Consider the following 13,186-nt stretch of genomic DNA (forward strand, 5'->3'; position numbering starts at 1 on the left):
TGAAGGCTGCCCTCTACCCTAGCATTTTGGGGATGGGGAATGGGCGTCTGGCGGCGTGCTGGGCACGAGGATGTTCGCCTCTGGATTTTTGGCGCCTGTAAGATCGAGCGCCGCGCGGGCGGCGCTCGATCTTACAGGCGCCAAACCTCTCAAGGCATGCACCTCAAGCCCACACCAATCAGAAATTCAGCCGAAGCACGGTCCGCCAGATGTTCTTCATCGGTGAACGACGATGCTTGGTCCAGTTGCGCTCCCACCACTCGTCCTCATTGCGCACCACCTGTTCCAGGTCGCTACCGGCCACTGCGGCGGCGTGCTGGCGGAACATCATGGGGAACACGCAGTGCTGTCGGATCCGGTGTTTGACCACCACATCCACCGGGGTGCCATCGTAGGGCGTCTCTGCCAGGATCCGGCAGCCCTCGCGCGACAGCACATAGGCATGCAGCGCCACCACCCGCCCGCGGGCGATGAACGGGAACCAGGTCAGCCAGGTTCGCCCCATGGAATAACCCAGGTGCAAGGCCTCGAAGGGCCGTTTCTGCATGAAGCGGTTTACCCAGCGCACCCGCGAAGGCTTGAACTCATACGCCTTGGCATCGTCTTCGAAGATCAGGATTCGATCAAGGCCATTGTCCAGCGCATGACGGGCCAGTTGCTGATGGGACTCGTAGCAACCGCGCTTGGGGTCGCTGTTTTTCTCGACGACATGAAAGAGCACTTCGTTGTCGAGCTGTCGCCCGATGGTTTCGCTGAACAGCGTGCGCCGGTCAGCGCGGGTGTCGAGGGAAATACAAAAAACCGCATCTACATCAAAACGAATTGCGCTCACTGCACTAATCAACCTGTTGCAATAACTTTTTACCGGGCCGCGGGCCACCGCGAATGCGTCAGGCAAGCCATCCCTGATGGGCGAAGGCAGGTAATTCTCCATGGAGGCACCATGATGTCAACCTGCCTTCAGCGCATCCCTGTGCACTCGCCGGACTTGCAGGTACAGCCCGCCGGGTAGCCGTGTTAACCTATGCGGCTTGAAAATCCGGTGGGTCTCGGCGTCGCGCATGCAACACAGAACGCCCCAATTTGCCCCACAATATTGAGACCTACTTTCTAAGCCCTTGATGAATAAAGCTATTTCCGACTTCTCCGCACACACCCCGATGATGCAGCAGTACTGGAAGCTGAAGAACCAGCACCCGGACCAGCTGATGTTCTACCGCATGGGCGACTTCTACGAGATCTTCTACGAAGATGCGAAAAAAGCCGCAAAGCTGCTGGACATCACCCTGACCGCGCGCGGTCAGTCGGCCGGCCAGTCCATCCCCATGTGCGGGATTCCGTTCCATTCGCTGGAAGGCTACCTGGCAAAGCTGGTCAAGCTCGGCGAATCGGTGGTGATCTGCGAGCAGATTGGCGACCCCGCCACCAGCAAGGGCCCGGTGGAACGCCAGGTGGTGCGCATCATCACCCCGGGTACGGTCAGCGACGAGGCCCTGCTCGACGAGCGTCGCGACAACCTGATTGCCGCGCTGCTCGGGGACGAGCGCCTGTTCGGCCTGGCCGTACTGGACATCACCAGTGGCAACTTCAGCGTGCAGGAGATCAAGGGCTGGGAAAACCTGCTGGCCGAGCTCGAGCGCCTCAACCCGGTCGAGCTGTTGATCCCCGACGACTGGCCGCGCGACCTGCCTGCCGAGAAACGACCGGGCGCCCGTCGCCGTGCGCCATGGGACTTCGACCGCGACTCGGCGCGCAAGGCCCTGTGCCAGCAGTTCGCGACCAAGGACCTCAAGGGCTTTGGCTGCGACAAGCTGACCCTGGCCATCGGCGCCGCCGGTTGCCTGCTGATCTACGCCAAGGAAACCCAGCGCACCGCCCTGCCGCACCTGCGCAGCCTGCGCCACGAACGCCTGGACGACACGGTCATTCTCGACGGTGCCAGCCGCCGCAACCTGGAGCTGGACATCAACCTGGCCGGCGGCCGAGACAACACCCTGCAGTCGGTGGTCGACCGCTGCCAGACCGCCATGGCCAGCCGTTTGCTGAGCCGCTGGTTGAACCGTCCGTTGCGCGATCTCAAGGTGCTGCAGGCGCGCCAGGACTCGATCCGCTGCCTGCTCGACGGCTACCGCTTCGAGAAGCTGCAGCCGCAACTCAAGGAAATTGGCGATATCGAGCGGATTCTCGCCCGCATCGGCCTGCGCAACGCCCGCCCACGCGACCTGGCACGCCTGCGCGATGCCCTGGGCGCGCTGCCCGAACTGCAGAACGCCATGGCCGAACTGGAGGCGCCGCACCTGGCACGCCTGGCCGCCATTACCGGCACCTACCCCGAACTGGCCAGCCTGCTGGAGCGGGCGATCATCGACAACCCGCCGGCGGTGATCCGCGATGGCGGCGTGCTCAAGGCCGGCTATGACAACGAACTGGACGAACTGCTGGCGATCAGCGAAAACGCCGGCCAGTTCCTGATCGACCTGGAAGCCCGGGAAAAGGCCCGCACCGGCCTGGCCAACCTCAAGGTCGGCTACAACAGGGTGCATGGCTACTTCATCGAGCTGCCTACCAAGCAGGCCGAGCAGGCCCCGGGTGACTACATCCGCCGTCAGACCCTAAAGGGCGCCGAGCGCTTCATCACCCCGGAGCTGAAGGCGTTCGAGGACAAGGCGCTGTCGGCCAAGAGCCGCGCCCTGGCCCGCGAGAAGATGCTCTACGATGCCCTGCTGGAAACCCTGATCAGCCACCTGGCACCGCTGCAGGACAGCGCCGCCGCCCTGGCCGAACTGGACGTGCTCAGCAACCTGGCCGAACGTGCACTGAACCTCGACCTGAACTGCCCACGCTTCGTAGACGAGCCGTGCCTGCGCATCGAGCAGGGCCGTCACCCAGTGGTGGAACAGGTACTGACCACACCGTTCGTGGCCAACGACCTGGGCCTGGACAACAGCACGCGCATGCTGATCATCACCGGCCCGAACATGGGCGGTAAGTCCACCTACATGCGCCAGACCGCCCTGATCGTGCTGCTGGCGCATATCGGCAGCTTCGTGCCGGCTGCCAGCTGCGAGCTGTCGCTGGTCGACCGCATCTTCACCCGCATCGGCTCCAGCGACGACCTGGCCGGCGGCCGCTCGACCTTCATGGTCGAGATGAGCGAAACCGCCAACATCTTGCACAATGCCACCGACCGCAGCCTGGTGCTGATGGATGAAGTGGGCCGCGGCACCAGTACCTTCGACGGCCTGTCGCTGGCCTGGGCCGCCGCAGAGCGCCTGGCCCAGCTGCGCGCCTACACGCTGTTCGCCACGCACTACTTCGAACTCACCGTGCTGCCGGAAAGCGAGCCACTGGTGGCCAACGTGCACCTGAACGCCACCGAACACAACGAACGCATCGTATTCCTGCACCACGTGCTGCCTGGTCCTGCCAGCCAGAGCTACGGCCTGGCCGTGGCGCAGCTGGCCGGCGTGCCGACGGCCGTCATCCAGCGTGCCCGTGAACACCTGGCGAGGCTGGAAACCACCAGCCTGCCGCATGAACAACCACTGGCCCAAAAGGCCAAGGACGTGCCACAGGTCCCGCACCAGAGCGACCTGTTCGCCAGCCTGCCACACCCGGCCATCGAGAAGCTGGGCAAGCTGCAGCTGGACGACATGACCCCGCGTCAAGCTATCGAAATGCTATATCAACTAAAGAACCTGTTATAACGGCGCCCACTACAAGCTGGTAGAATCCGCCGCGGTTTGCTGGTGCTGCAGGTTATTAGCCTGGCCTGCAGCCACATACCCGTAAACCGCGCGGCCCTGAGAGGAAGGGCCGCCGCCGTCGCCTGAGGAGAAAATTAGAAATGACCTTCGTCGTCACCGACAACTGCATCAAATGCAAATACACCGACTGCGTGGAAGTCTGTCCGGTGGACTGCTTCTACGAAGGCCCGAACTTCCTGGTCATCCATCCGGACGAGTGCATCGACTGCGCCTTGTGCGAGCCGGAATGCCCAGCGCAAGCCATCTTCTCGGAAGACGAAGTGCCTGCGGGCATGGAAAACTTCATCGAGCTGAACGCCGAACTGGCGGAAATCTGGCCGAACATCACCGAGCGTAAGGACGCCCTGCCGGACGCTGAGGAATGGGATGGCAAGACTGGCAAGATTGCAGATCTGGAGCGCTGATAGCGTCCGGACACTAAAAAGGCCCCTTGGGGCCTTTTTTGTTTTCTGCAGGCAAAAAAAGGGGCGGTTTGACCCGCCCACATTTTTTCCGTAGTCCCTGCTTGTCCCAAACATCATCCTGATGAAATCGCGTCTTGCGATGTCCCTGGCTTTCCTCCTGAAGGCCTGTGCATGTCCCTGTGCACAGTTCGAATACTAGCGACTTGAGCCTGGCCGGCAACCGCGAAACCTCACAGGGTGTTGCAGGTGACACATTTCCTCACAGCTGAATAAGTCAGGATTTTCAAGAAGTTGGGAAAACGCAGGATCTGGATACGACAATGATTTACTGAAGCGTACATAAAAGGCTTACAGAACAAGTAAGCAAAGGCTTACACGCGATGTTACTGGGGTAGCGCAGTACATAATGTCTTGGGGCTGCTTTGCAGCCCTTTCGCGACACAAGGCCGCTCCCACAGCATAGTGGTGCATTCAAAGGCGATGAAATACCTGTGGGAGCGGCCTTGTGTCGCGAAAGGCGCGCAAAGCGCCCCCGCAATTTTGAATGGGACACCTCTGATCGCCACATACAAAAACGCCCCGAAATCATCGGGGCGCTTTGTGTTACAGGCTTCCGCTACTGGAACAACGACTCACTGGACAGGCCGTTCTTCTCGAGAATCTCGCGCAAACGCTTGAGCCCCTCGACCTGGATCTGCCGCACCCGTTCGCGGGTCAGGCCAATCTCCAGTCCGACATCTTCCAAGGTGCTACTTTCATGCCCCCGCAAGCCAAAGCGGCGCACCACCACTTCACGCTGCTTGTCGGTCAACTCGCCCAGCCACTGGTCGATGCTCTGCGACAGGTCATCATCCTGCAGCAGTTCGCATGGGTCGGTCGGGCGGTCGTCAGTCAGGGTATCGAGCAGGGTCTTGTCCGAGTCCGGGCCGAGCGACACATCCACCGAAGACACCCGCTCGTTCAGGCCGAGCATGCGCTTGACCTCGGCGACCGGTTTCTCCAGCAGCGTGGCGATTTCTTCTGGCGAGGGTTCGTGGTCCAGTTTCTGGGTCAGCTCGCGCGCAGCGCGCAGGTAGACGTTCAGTTCCTTGACCACGTGGATCGGCAGGCGAATGGTGCGGGTCTGGTTCATGATCGCCCGTTCAATGGTCTGGCGAATCCACCAGGTCGCATAAGTCGAGAACCGGAAACCACGCTCCGGGTCGAACTTCTCGACCGCACGGATCAGCCCAAGGTTGCCCTCCTCGATCAGGTCGAGCAGCGACAGGCCGCGGTTCACGTAACGACGGGCAATTTTTACAACCAGGCGCAGGTTGCTTTCGATCATGCGCTTGCGGCCGGCAGGGTCGCCCTTTTGCGACAGGCGCGCAAAGTGCACTTCCTCTTCCGGCGAAAGCAGAGGCGAGAATCCTATCTCGTTGAGATACAACTGGGTGGCATCGAGCGCCCGGCTGTAATCGATGTACTTGTGTTGCTTGAGCGAAGAGCCCGACTTGGCCCTCGTCCGAACCGAAGATACAGCAGGTTCGTCTGACACCACATCCGTTTCCAAAACGATACCCGTCTCCATCAGAAGCAGGTCATCGTCGATGTCAAACTCCGGCACTTCTTTACTGAGAGCCATTGTTATAGTCCTTTGCTGAGTTCGAACTCAGACTCGAGCGGCACCTATCTCCCTGGCAGCGCTGGAGCCTGTCCCCTCTACATCACAGGAACAGGCCGGGTACAACGGTCAACGACGTGGCAGGAACTGGAGCGGATCGACGGGTTTGCCCTGGCGGCGAATCTCGAAATGCAGCTTCACCCGATCTGTGCCCGTGGACCCCATTTCAGCAATCGACTGCCCTGCCTTGACCTGCTGCCCCTCCCGAACCAACAGCCTGCGGTTATGGCCGTAGGCACTGACGTAGGTATCGCTGTGCTTGATGATGATCAGTTCGCCGTAGCCCCTCAAGCCACTCCCGGCGTACACCACTGCACCATCAGACGCAGCAAAAACAGGCTGTCCCAAATCACCGGCGATATCAATGCCTTTATTCAAACTACCGTTTGAAGCGAATTTTCCAATCAGCACGCCGTTGGCGGGCCAGGTCCAGCCACCTACCGCGCGCTCCGCGGCAGGCACCGTGGCGACCACCGGGGCGCTGCTGGAGGCTGCCGGCGTGGCCGGTTTGCTGGTGTTGCCAGGAGGTGTGCTGGTGCTTCCCACAGGCCGCCGGATGACCGTGGTCTTGCTCGACGACGACGGGCTGGACACCACCGTGGTGCTGCCGGTAGAGCCGCTGCTGAAACGAATCGCTTGCCCCGGGCGAATGGTGTAAGGCGCCGCGATACCGTTGCGCGCAGCCAGCTCCTTGTAGTCCCAGCCATAACGGAAGGCGATGGAGAACAGCGTATCGCCAGGTTTGACGATGTACTGCCCAGTGGTTACCGCCGGGCGCTTGGGCACGGTGTTGTTGCGGTCGACCACCCGCGCGCTGTTGCTGCTGGTGCTCGAGCAACCTACCAGTAGCGTGCCCATGGCCAGTGCAATCACCAGAAGCGTGAAACCCGACCCGTCCTTGCGCTGCCGAATGACTGTGTGACCCACCCGCGCTCCCCTCATGGTGCCGAAAACGAAATGACAACAAATGCAATATTATTGCAATTATAACCAAGCCCGCCCGCATTGGCAGGGTTGGTGAAAGACTGCTGCAAAGCCTTGCAACACGCTGTGCGCTAGCGCTTCACCCCGCCAGATAGACAGGGCGTTGCAGCAAGAATTCGGTGCTGGCGCAAAAATATCGCGCGACTCGAACCAGCAGTGTTCAGGCCAGCGGGCCGTTGAGCAGCGGTACGAAGCGCACGGCCCCCAGCACGCGGCGGGAGAATCCATGCTCCTCGCGCACGATCAGCATCAGCTGCTGGGTTTCGCCGGCTGGGCCCACCGGAATCACCATACGACCACCCGGCGCAAGCTGGTCGAGCAGTGCCTGCGGCACTTCCGGCGCTACGGCGGTGACGATGATGCCGTTGTACGGCGCCAGCGCCGGCCAGCCTTCGCAACCATCCCCCCAGCGGAACACCACGTTGCGCAGGTTCAGTTCCACCAGGCGCTCCTTGGCCCGGTCCTGCAACACCTTGATGCGTTCCACCGAGAACACCCGCTCGACCAACTGGGCCAGGATTGCCGTCTGGTAGCCCGAGCCGGTGCCGATCTCCAGCACCTTGTCCAGCGGCCCGGCCTCGAGCAGCAGTTCACTCATGTGGGCAACCATGAACGGTTGCGAGATCGTCTGGTTGTGGCCGATCGGCAGAGCGGTGTCTTCGTAGGCGCGATGCGCCAGCGCCTCGTCGACAAACAGGTGGCGCGGGGTACGACGGATGACGTCGAGCACCTTGGTGTTCGAAACGCCCTCCTCGCACAGGCGCTGGATCAGCCGCTCCCGGGTGCGCTGGGAGGTCATGCCGATGCCACGCCGCAGCATATCGTCCTCGCGCATCAGAGCAGGCCCTCCAGCCAACCGTCGAGCTGCTCGAAGGCATCACTGAAGGTGCGGTCGAGCTGCAGCGGAGTGATCGATACATAGCCTTGCATCACCGCGTGGAAGTCGGTCCCCGGGCCACCGTCCTCGGCATCCCCGGCGACAGCGATCCAGTAGCCTTCCTTGCCGCGTGGGTTGACCACCTTGGTCGGCGCCGCCGCCCGCGCCCGGTGACCGAGGCGGGTGAGCTGGATGCCACGAATGTGCTCCAGCGGCAGGTTGGGGATATTGACGTTGAGCACGGTGCGCGGTGGCAAGGCCAGGCGCGACTGAGCCTCGACCAGGCGGCGGGCGATGTGGGCCGCGGTGGGCAGGTTGTCCGGCTGGCGCGACAACAGCGAAAACGCCAGCGAGGTACCGCCGAGGAAACGGCCTTCCAACGCGGCCGCGACCGTGCCCGAATAGAGCACATCGTCACCCAGGTTGGCACCGAGGTTGATCCCCGACACAACCATGTCCGGCGCCTGTGGCAACAGCCCATTGAGCCCCAGGTGCACGCAGTCGGTCGGCGTGCCGTTGAGGCTGATGAAGCCATTGGCCAAGGTCTGCGGGTGCAGTGGCCGGTCCAGCGTCAGCGAACTGCTGGCGCCGCTCTTGTCTTGATCCGGGGCAATAACCACGCACTCGGCGTAATCCACCAGCGCAGCATGCAGCGCGGCGATGCCGGGTGCGGTAACACCGTCGTCGTTCGAAATCAGAATACGCATGAGCTGTCCGTCTGCCCCGCCGACACCAGATCCACGATTTCGCGCACCACCACGGTGGCGAAACATCCGGCCGGAAGGACGAATTCCAGTTGCAGGATATCAGGCTCGGGATAATGCCACGTAAGACCGCCAATAGGGAGCCGCAGAATGCGTCGTTCGTGATCCATGCCCGCCAGGGCCAGCCACTGGCAAAGTGCCGGCTGCTGTGCGGCGATCGCATCCTCTTGTTGCGCAGTACTCCCCGTAGCCGGCGAATCGCCTGCCCCCCACAGCGGGCCGGTCGGATGCAGGTCAAGAATCGCGAGCCGAGGATCGGAACATTCCGACTCCCCAGCAGGAAAGAAGCTACGACTCGTGGTGAACGCCAACAGGTCGCCCACCTGCGCACGCGCCCAGCTGCCGTCGGCAACACGGGCTGCCAGCACCTGGTTGAACAGGTAGCTGCGCCCGGCCGAGAGCAACCGCGAACGCACGTTGCGCTGTTCGGGCAAGGCATTGCGTGCGGCCCAATCAAGAGCGTCGTGAACGTTGCCGCCACCGTGGCCGAAGCGCTGGGTGCCGAAATAATTCGGCACACCGTACTGCTTGAGCTGTTCCAGGCGCGCATCCACCGCCTGGTGATCGGCAGCCAGGGCAGTCAGGCGCAGCGTGAAGCCGTTGGCCGAATGCGCACCGCGCTGCAGCTTGCGCTGGTGGCGCACCTGCTTGAGCACACGCAGGCTGGCATCCTCGGCACGCGACAGGTCCGGGTCGGCCTTGCCGGGCAGGTGCAGGCTGAACCATTGGCGGGTCAGGGCCTGGCGGTCCTTGAGGCCGGCGTAGCTGATCGTGCGCACCGGCACCCCAGCGGCACGGGCCAGCCGACGGGCCGCCTCCTCGGTGTTCAGGTCACGCTTTTCGACCCACAACCACAAGTGCTCGCCCTGTCCCGACAGCGGGATGTCCAGTACTTCGTCGACCTGGAAATCTTCGGCCACTGCCTTGAGAACGGCGGTACCCAGTGGTTCACCCGATGCACGCGGGCCCAGCAGTTCAAGTTCCGTCATGCTGGCAGCAGCAGGGCTACCGAATGCACGGCGATGCCCTCCTCGCGGCCGGTGAAGCCCAGTTTCTCGGTGGTGGTAGCCTTGACGTTGACCTGGTCGAGTTCAACCTGCAGATCTTCGGCGATCAGCTTGCGCATGGTTTCGATGTGCGGGGCCATCTTCGGCGCCTGGGCGACGATGGTGGCGTCGATGTTGCCGACCTTCCAGCCCTTGGCCTGGACGATGCCGACCACATGACGCAGCAGAACACGGCTGTCGGCGCCCTTGAACTGCGGGTCAGTGTCAGGGAAATGCTTGCCGATGTCACCCAGCGCTGCCGCGCCCAGCAAGGCATCGCTCAGGGCGTGCAGCAGCACGTCGCCATCGGAGTGGGCCAGGAGGCCGTATTTGTGGGGGATACGCACCCCGCCCAGGGTAATGAAATCACCGTCGCAGAAACGGTGCACATCGTAGCCGTGGCCAATACGCATAGAAAAACGCCCTGAATGAGTCAGGGCGTGATTCTACCTGCTTTAACCGGTATTGGGGCCGTCGTTGTAGGAGCAGCCTAGTGCTGCGAATGGGCCGCAAAGCGGCCCCGGCAATATCGGCGATAGCGTTAGACCCAGGGTCTGCTTCGCAGCCCATTCGCAGCACAAGGCTGCTCCTGCAGGCGATCGCGCAGCTACGCCTTACACCCGCCCCAAGGCCACCGCATGATGACGCAGGTGCTCCTCGATGAAGCTGGCGATGAAGTAGTAGCTGTGGTCATAGCCAGGCTGCAGGCGCAGGGTCAGTTCATGCCCACCTTTGCGTGCCGCCTGCTCCAGCGCTTCAGGCTTGAGCTGCTTTTCGAGGAAGTCGTCACGGTCGCCCTGGTCCACCAGCAACGGCGGGCATTCGCCGGCCGGAGCCTCGGCCAGCAGCACGCTGGCATCCCACTCGCGCCAGCGCGCACGGTCTTCACCCAGGTAGCGGCTGAAGGCTTTCTCGCCCCACGGGCAATCCATCGGGTTGCTGATCGGCGAGAACGCCGACACCGAGCGGTAGCGCCCCGGGTTGCGCAAGGCGCACACCAGCGCGCCATGCCCGCCCATGGAGTGGCCACTGATGCTGCGCTCGCCCGAAGCCGGGAAGTGCGCCTCGATCAACGCGGGCAACTCCTCCACGACATAGTCGTGCATGCGGTAGTGCTGGGCCCAGGGCTGCTGAGTGGCATTGAGGTAGAACCCGGCACCCAGGCCGAAGTCCCAGCCACCGTCCGGGTCGCCCGGCACCTGCTCGCCACGCGGGCTGGTGTCGGGGGCGACGATGATCAACCCAAGCTCCGCGGCCAGGCGCTGGGCACCGGCCTTCTGCATGAAGTTCTCGTCGGTGCAGGTTAGGCCGCTGAGCCAGTACAGCACCGGCAGCTTTTCGCCCTGTTCGGCCTGCGGCGGCAGGTAGACGGCGAACACCATGTCGCAACCCAGCACCTTGGAGTGATGCCGGTAACGCTTGTGCCAGCCGCCGAAGCTCTTCTGGCAGGAGATGTTATCCAGGCTCATGGCAAACCTCAGAAGTGGATGACGCTGCGGATGCTCTTGCCTTCATGCATCAGGTCGAAGGCCTTGTTGATGTCTTCCAGGCCCATGGTGTGGGTGATGAAGGTATCCAGCGGGATCTCGCCCTTCTCGGACATTTCCACGTAGCTCGGCAGCTCGCTGCGACCACGCACGCCACCGAACGCCGAACCACGCCATACGCGACCGGTAACCAGCTGGAACGGACGGGTGGCGATTTCCTGGCCGGCACCGGCCACGCCGATAATCACCGACTCACCCCAGCCCTTGTGGCAGCATTCCAGCGCAGCACGCATCAGCTGCACGTTGCCGATGCACTCGAACGAGAAGTCCACGCCGCCGTCGGTGAGGTCGACGATCACTTCCTGGATCGGGCGGTCGTAGTCTTTCGGGTTGATGCAGTCGGTGGCCCCCAGCTGACGGGCGATCTCGAACTTGGCAGGGTTGATGTCGATGGCAATGATGCGCGACGCCTTTGCCTTGACCGCACCAATCACTGCCGACAGGCCGATGCCGCCCAGACCGAAGATGGCCACGGTGTCACCCGGCTTGACCTTGGCGGTGTTGAGCACCGCGCCGATACCGGTGGTGACGCCACAACCCAGCAGGCAGACCTTTTCCAGCGGCGCTTCTTTCTGGATCTTGGCCACGGAGATTTCCGGCAGCACGGTGTACTCGGAGAAGGTCGAGGTACCCATGTAGTGGAACAGCTGCTGACCTTTGTAGGAGAAGCGCGTGGTGCCGTCCGGCATCAGGCCCTTGCCCTGGGTGGCGCGGATGGCCTGGCAAAGGTTGGTCTTGCCCGAGAGGCAGAACTTGCACTTGCCGCATTCCGGGGTGTACAGCGGAATGACGTGGTCACCGACGGCGACCGAGGTGACGCCCTCGCCTATCGCCTCGACGATCGCGCCACCTTCGTGACCGAGGATCGACGGGAAGATGCCCTCCGGGTCGGCGCCCGACAGAGTGTAGGCGTCGGTGTGGCAGACACCGCTGGCGACCACGCGCAGCAGCACTTCACCGGCCTTGGGCATGGCCACGTCGACTTCGACGATTTCCAGGGGTTTCTTGGCTTCGAAGGCTACGGCAGCACGGGACTTGATCATCAAAGGTCTCCAGACAGAGGGTCGATTCAGTCTGGCAGTGTAATTCACCACCTTTTGATGAATAATCCAGGTAAAGACAAAACATTATTGCCATACAGGGATAATCAATGAGCAGCCGCTGGGAGGGCATCGACGAGTTCGTCGCCGTGGCCGAGTCGGGCCAGTTCACTGCAGCCGCCGAGCGCCTGGGCGTTTCCTCATCGCACATCAGCCGGCAGATCGCCCGGCTGGAGGAGCGGCTGCAGACGCGCCTGTTGTACCGCAGTACCCGGCGGGTGACCCTGAGCGAGGCCGGGCAGACATTCCTGCAGCACTGCCAGCGCCTGCAGGATGGCCGCGAGGAAGCTCTACGCGCCATGGGCGATCTGGCCAGCGAGCCCAAGGGGCTGCTGCGCATGACCTGCGCGGTGGCCTACGGCGAGCGTTTCATCGTGCCGCTGGTGACGCGGTTCATGGCGCTGTACCCGCAGCTGCGGGTGGATGTGGAACTGAGCAACCATACCCTCGACCTGGTGCATGAAGGCATGGACCTGGCCATCCGCCTGGGCCGGCTGGCCGACTCACGACTGGTGGCAACCCGCCTGGCACCCCGGCGCATGTACCTGTGCGCTTCGCCGGCCTACCTGGAACGTTATGGTCGGCCGCACAGCCTGTCGGAACTGGCGCGGCACAACTGCCTGGTAGGCAGTTCGGATTTGTGGGCGCTACAGCAGGACGGCCGCGAGATCAGCCAGCGAGTCCAGGGCAACTGGCGTTGCAACAGCGGGCAGGCAGTGCTGGACGCAGCGCTGCAGGGGATGGGGTTGTGCCAGTTGCCGGATTACTACGTGCTGGAGCACTTGAACAGTGGTGCGCTGGTGTCGTTGCTTGAGGCGCACCAGCCACCGAATACCGCGGTGTGGGCGCTGTATCCGCAGCAGCGGCACCTGTCGCCGAAGGTACGGCGGCTGGTGGATTACCTGAAAGAAGGGTTGGCGGGGTTGCCGGAGTATCGCTTGAACTGAAACCTTGTGCTGGCTGGTCTGGCCTCTTCGCGGGTAAACCCGCTCCCACAGGTACAGCGCAAACCTGAAGGGATGTGCGATACCTGT

12 protein-coding genes are annotated in these 13,186 nt (G+C 62.7%); 3 read left to right on the top strand and 9 right to left on the bottom strand.

Going from position 1 to position 13,186, the window contains the following annotated elements; genetic code table 11:
- Nucleotides 1-178 precede the first annotated feature (178 nt).
- Nucleotides 179-832: a hypothetical protein gene (locus WM94_RS12250; protein WP_039615086.1), complete on the bottom strand. Its 654-nt coding sequence runs from the start codon at nucleotides 830-832 to the stop codon at nucleotides 179-181.
- Nucleotides 833-1,133: 301 nt separating this feature from the next.
- On the opposite strand from WM94_RS12250, the gene mutS reads away from it, so the two are divergent.
- Together mutS and fdxA are read left to right on the top strand one after the other, a co-directional pair.
- Nucleotides 1,134-3,707: a DNA mismatch repair protein MutS gene (gene mutS, locus WM94_RS12255; RefSeq protein ID WP_061551329.1), complete on the top strand. Its 2,574-nt coding sequence runs from the start codon at nucleotides 1,134-1,136 to the stop codon at nucleotides 3,705-3,707.
- 140 nt (nucleotides 3,708-3,847) lie between these two features.
- On the top strand, nucleotides 3,848-4,171 hold the full coding sequence (gene fdxA / locus WM94_RS12260; RefSeq protein ID WP_004375459.1) for a ferredoxin FdxA: 324 nt from the start codon (nucleotides 3,848-3,850) through the stop codon (nucleotides 4,169-4,171).
- A gap of 616 nt (nucleotides 4,172-4,787) precedes the next feature.
- On the opposite strand, the gene rpoS is transcribed toward fdxA, so the two are convergent.
- From rpoS to WM94_RS12300, 8 genes are all read right to left on the bottom strand, one after another.
- Nucleotides 4,788-5,795 carry an RNA polymerase sigma factor RpoS gene (gene rpoS, locus WM94_RS12265; RefSeq protein ID WP_013971277.1) on the bottom strand — a complete coding sequence of 336 codons (1,008 nt, stop codon included), beginning with the start codon at nucleotides 5,793-5,795 and terminating at the stop codon, nucleotides 4,788-4,790.
- Nucleotides 5,796-5,903: 108 nt separating this feature from the next.
- The gene (locus WM94_RS12270; protein WP_023662488.1) at nucleotides 5,904-6,761 is read right to left on the bottom strand and encodes a peptidoglycan DD-metalloendopeptidase family protein; all 858 of its coding nucleotides are present in this window, start codon (nucleotides 6,759-6,761) and stop codon (nucleotides 5,904-5,906) included.
- Nucleotides 6,762-6,978: 217 nt separating this feature from the next.
- The gene (locus WM94_RS12275) at nucleotides 6,979-7,617 is read right to left on the bottom strand and encodes a protein-L-isoaspartate(D-aspartate) O-methyltransferase (RefSeq protein WP_015269209.1); all 639 of its coding nucleotides are present in this window, start codon (nucleotides 7,615-7,617) and stop codon (nucleotides 6,979-6,981) included.
- A 35-nt stretch (nucleotides 7,618-7,652) separates the two neighbouring features.
- Nucleotides 7,653-8,402 carry a 5'/3'-nucleotidase SurE gene (surE, locus tag WM94_RS12280; protein WP_013971274.1) on the bottom strand — a complete coding sequence of 250 codons (750 nt, stop codon included), beginning with the start codon at nucleotides 8,400-8,402 and terminating at the stop codon, nucleotides 7,653-7,655.
- Complete coding sequence (gene truD / locus WM94_RS12285; protein ID WP_061551302.1) at nucleotides 8,390-9,448, bottom strand: tRNA pseudouridine(13) synthase TruD; 1,059 nt, start codon at nucleotides 9,446-9,448, stop codon at nucleotides 8,390-8,392. Before truD ends, surE begins: the two co-directional genes overlap by 13 nt.
- Nucleotides 9,445-9,918 carry a 2-C-methyl-D-erythritol 2,4-cyclodiphosphate synthase gene (ispF, locus tag WM94_RS12290; RefSeq protein ID WP_015269207.1) on the bottom strand — a complete coding sequence of 158 codons (474 nt, stop codon included), beginning with the start codon at nucleotides 9,916-9,918 and terminating at the stop codon, nucleotides 9,445-9,447. The genes truD and ispF overlap by 4 nt, the downstream gene beginning before the upstream one ends.
- 201 nt (nucleotides 9,919-10,119) lie before the next feature.
- Complete coding sequence (gene fghA / locus WM94_RS12295) at nucleotides 10,120-10,974, bottom strand: S-formylglutathione hydrolase (RefSeq protein ID WP_039614789.1); 855 nt, start codon at nucleotides 10,972-10,974, stop codon at nucleotides 10,120-10,122.
- Nucleotides 10,975-10,982: 8 nt separating this feature from the next.
- Nucleotides 10,983-12,095: an S-(hydroxymethyl)glutathione dehydrogenase/class III alcohol dehydrogenase gene (locus tag WM94_RS12300; protein WP_039614790.1), complete on the bottom strand. Its 1,113-nt coding sequence runs from the start codon at nucleotides 12,093-12,095 to the stop codon at nucleotides 10,983-10,985.
- A gap of 107 nt (nucleotides 12,096-12,202) precedes the next feature.
- On the opposite strand from WM94_RS12300, the gene WM94_RS12305 reads away from it, so the two are divergent.
- The gene (locus WM94_RS12305) at nucleotides 12,203-13,099 is read left to right on the top strand and encodes a LysR substrate-binding domain-containing protein (RefSeq protein ID WP_015269205.1); all 897 of its coding nucleotides are present in this window, start codon (nucleotides 12,203-12,205) and stop codon (nucleotides 13,097-13,099) included.
- The last annotated feature ends 87 nt before the right edge of the window (nucleotides 13,100-13,186 follow it).

It is taken from the genome of Pseudomonas sp. ABFPK (assembly GCF_001586765.1).
GTDB lineage: Bacteria > Pseudomonadota > Gammaproteobacteria > Pseudomonadales > Pseudomonadaceae > Aquipseudomonas > Aquipseudomonas asiatica.

Bases quoted from the DNA above. Each gene is read 5' to 3' on its own strand.
- WM94_RS12305 (WP_015269205.1), top strand. From the start codon at position 12,203: ATGAGCAGCCGCTGGGAGGGCATCGACGAGTTCGTCGCCGTGGCCGAG.
- rpoS (WP_013971277.1), bottom strand. From the start codon at position 5,795: ATGGCTCTCAGTAAAGAAGTGCCGGAGTTTGACATCGACGATGACCTG.
- surE (WP_013971274.1), bottom strand. From the start codon at position 8,402: ATGCGTATTCTGATTTCGAACGACGACGGTGTTACCGCACCCGGCATC.
- fdxA (WP_004375459.1), top strand. From the start codon at position 3,848: ATGACCTTCGTCGTCACCGACAACTGCATCAAATGCAAATACACCGAC.
- WM94_RS12275 (WP_015269209.1), bottom strand. From the start codon at position 7,617: ATGACCTCCCAGCGCACCCGGGAGCGGCTGATCCAGCGCCTGTGCGAG.
- fghA (WP_039614789.1), bottom strand. From the start codon at position 10,974: ATGAGCCTGGATAACATCTCCTGCCAGAAGAGCTTCGGCGGCTGGCAC.
- ispF (WP_015269207.1), bottom strand. From the start codon at position 9,918: ATGCGTATTGGCCACGGCTACGATGTGCACCGTTTCTGCGACGGTGAT.
- WM94_RS12300 (WP_039614790.1), bottom strand. From the start codon at position 12,095: ATGATCAAGTCCCGTGCTGCCGTAGCCTTCGAAGCCAAGAAACCCCTG.
- truD (WP_061551302.1), bottom strand. From the start codon at position 9,448: ATGACGGAACTTGAACTGCTGGGCCCGCGTGCATCGGGTGAACCACTG.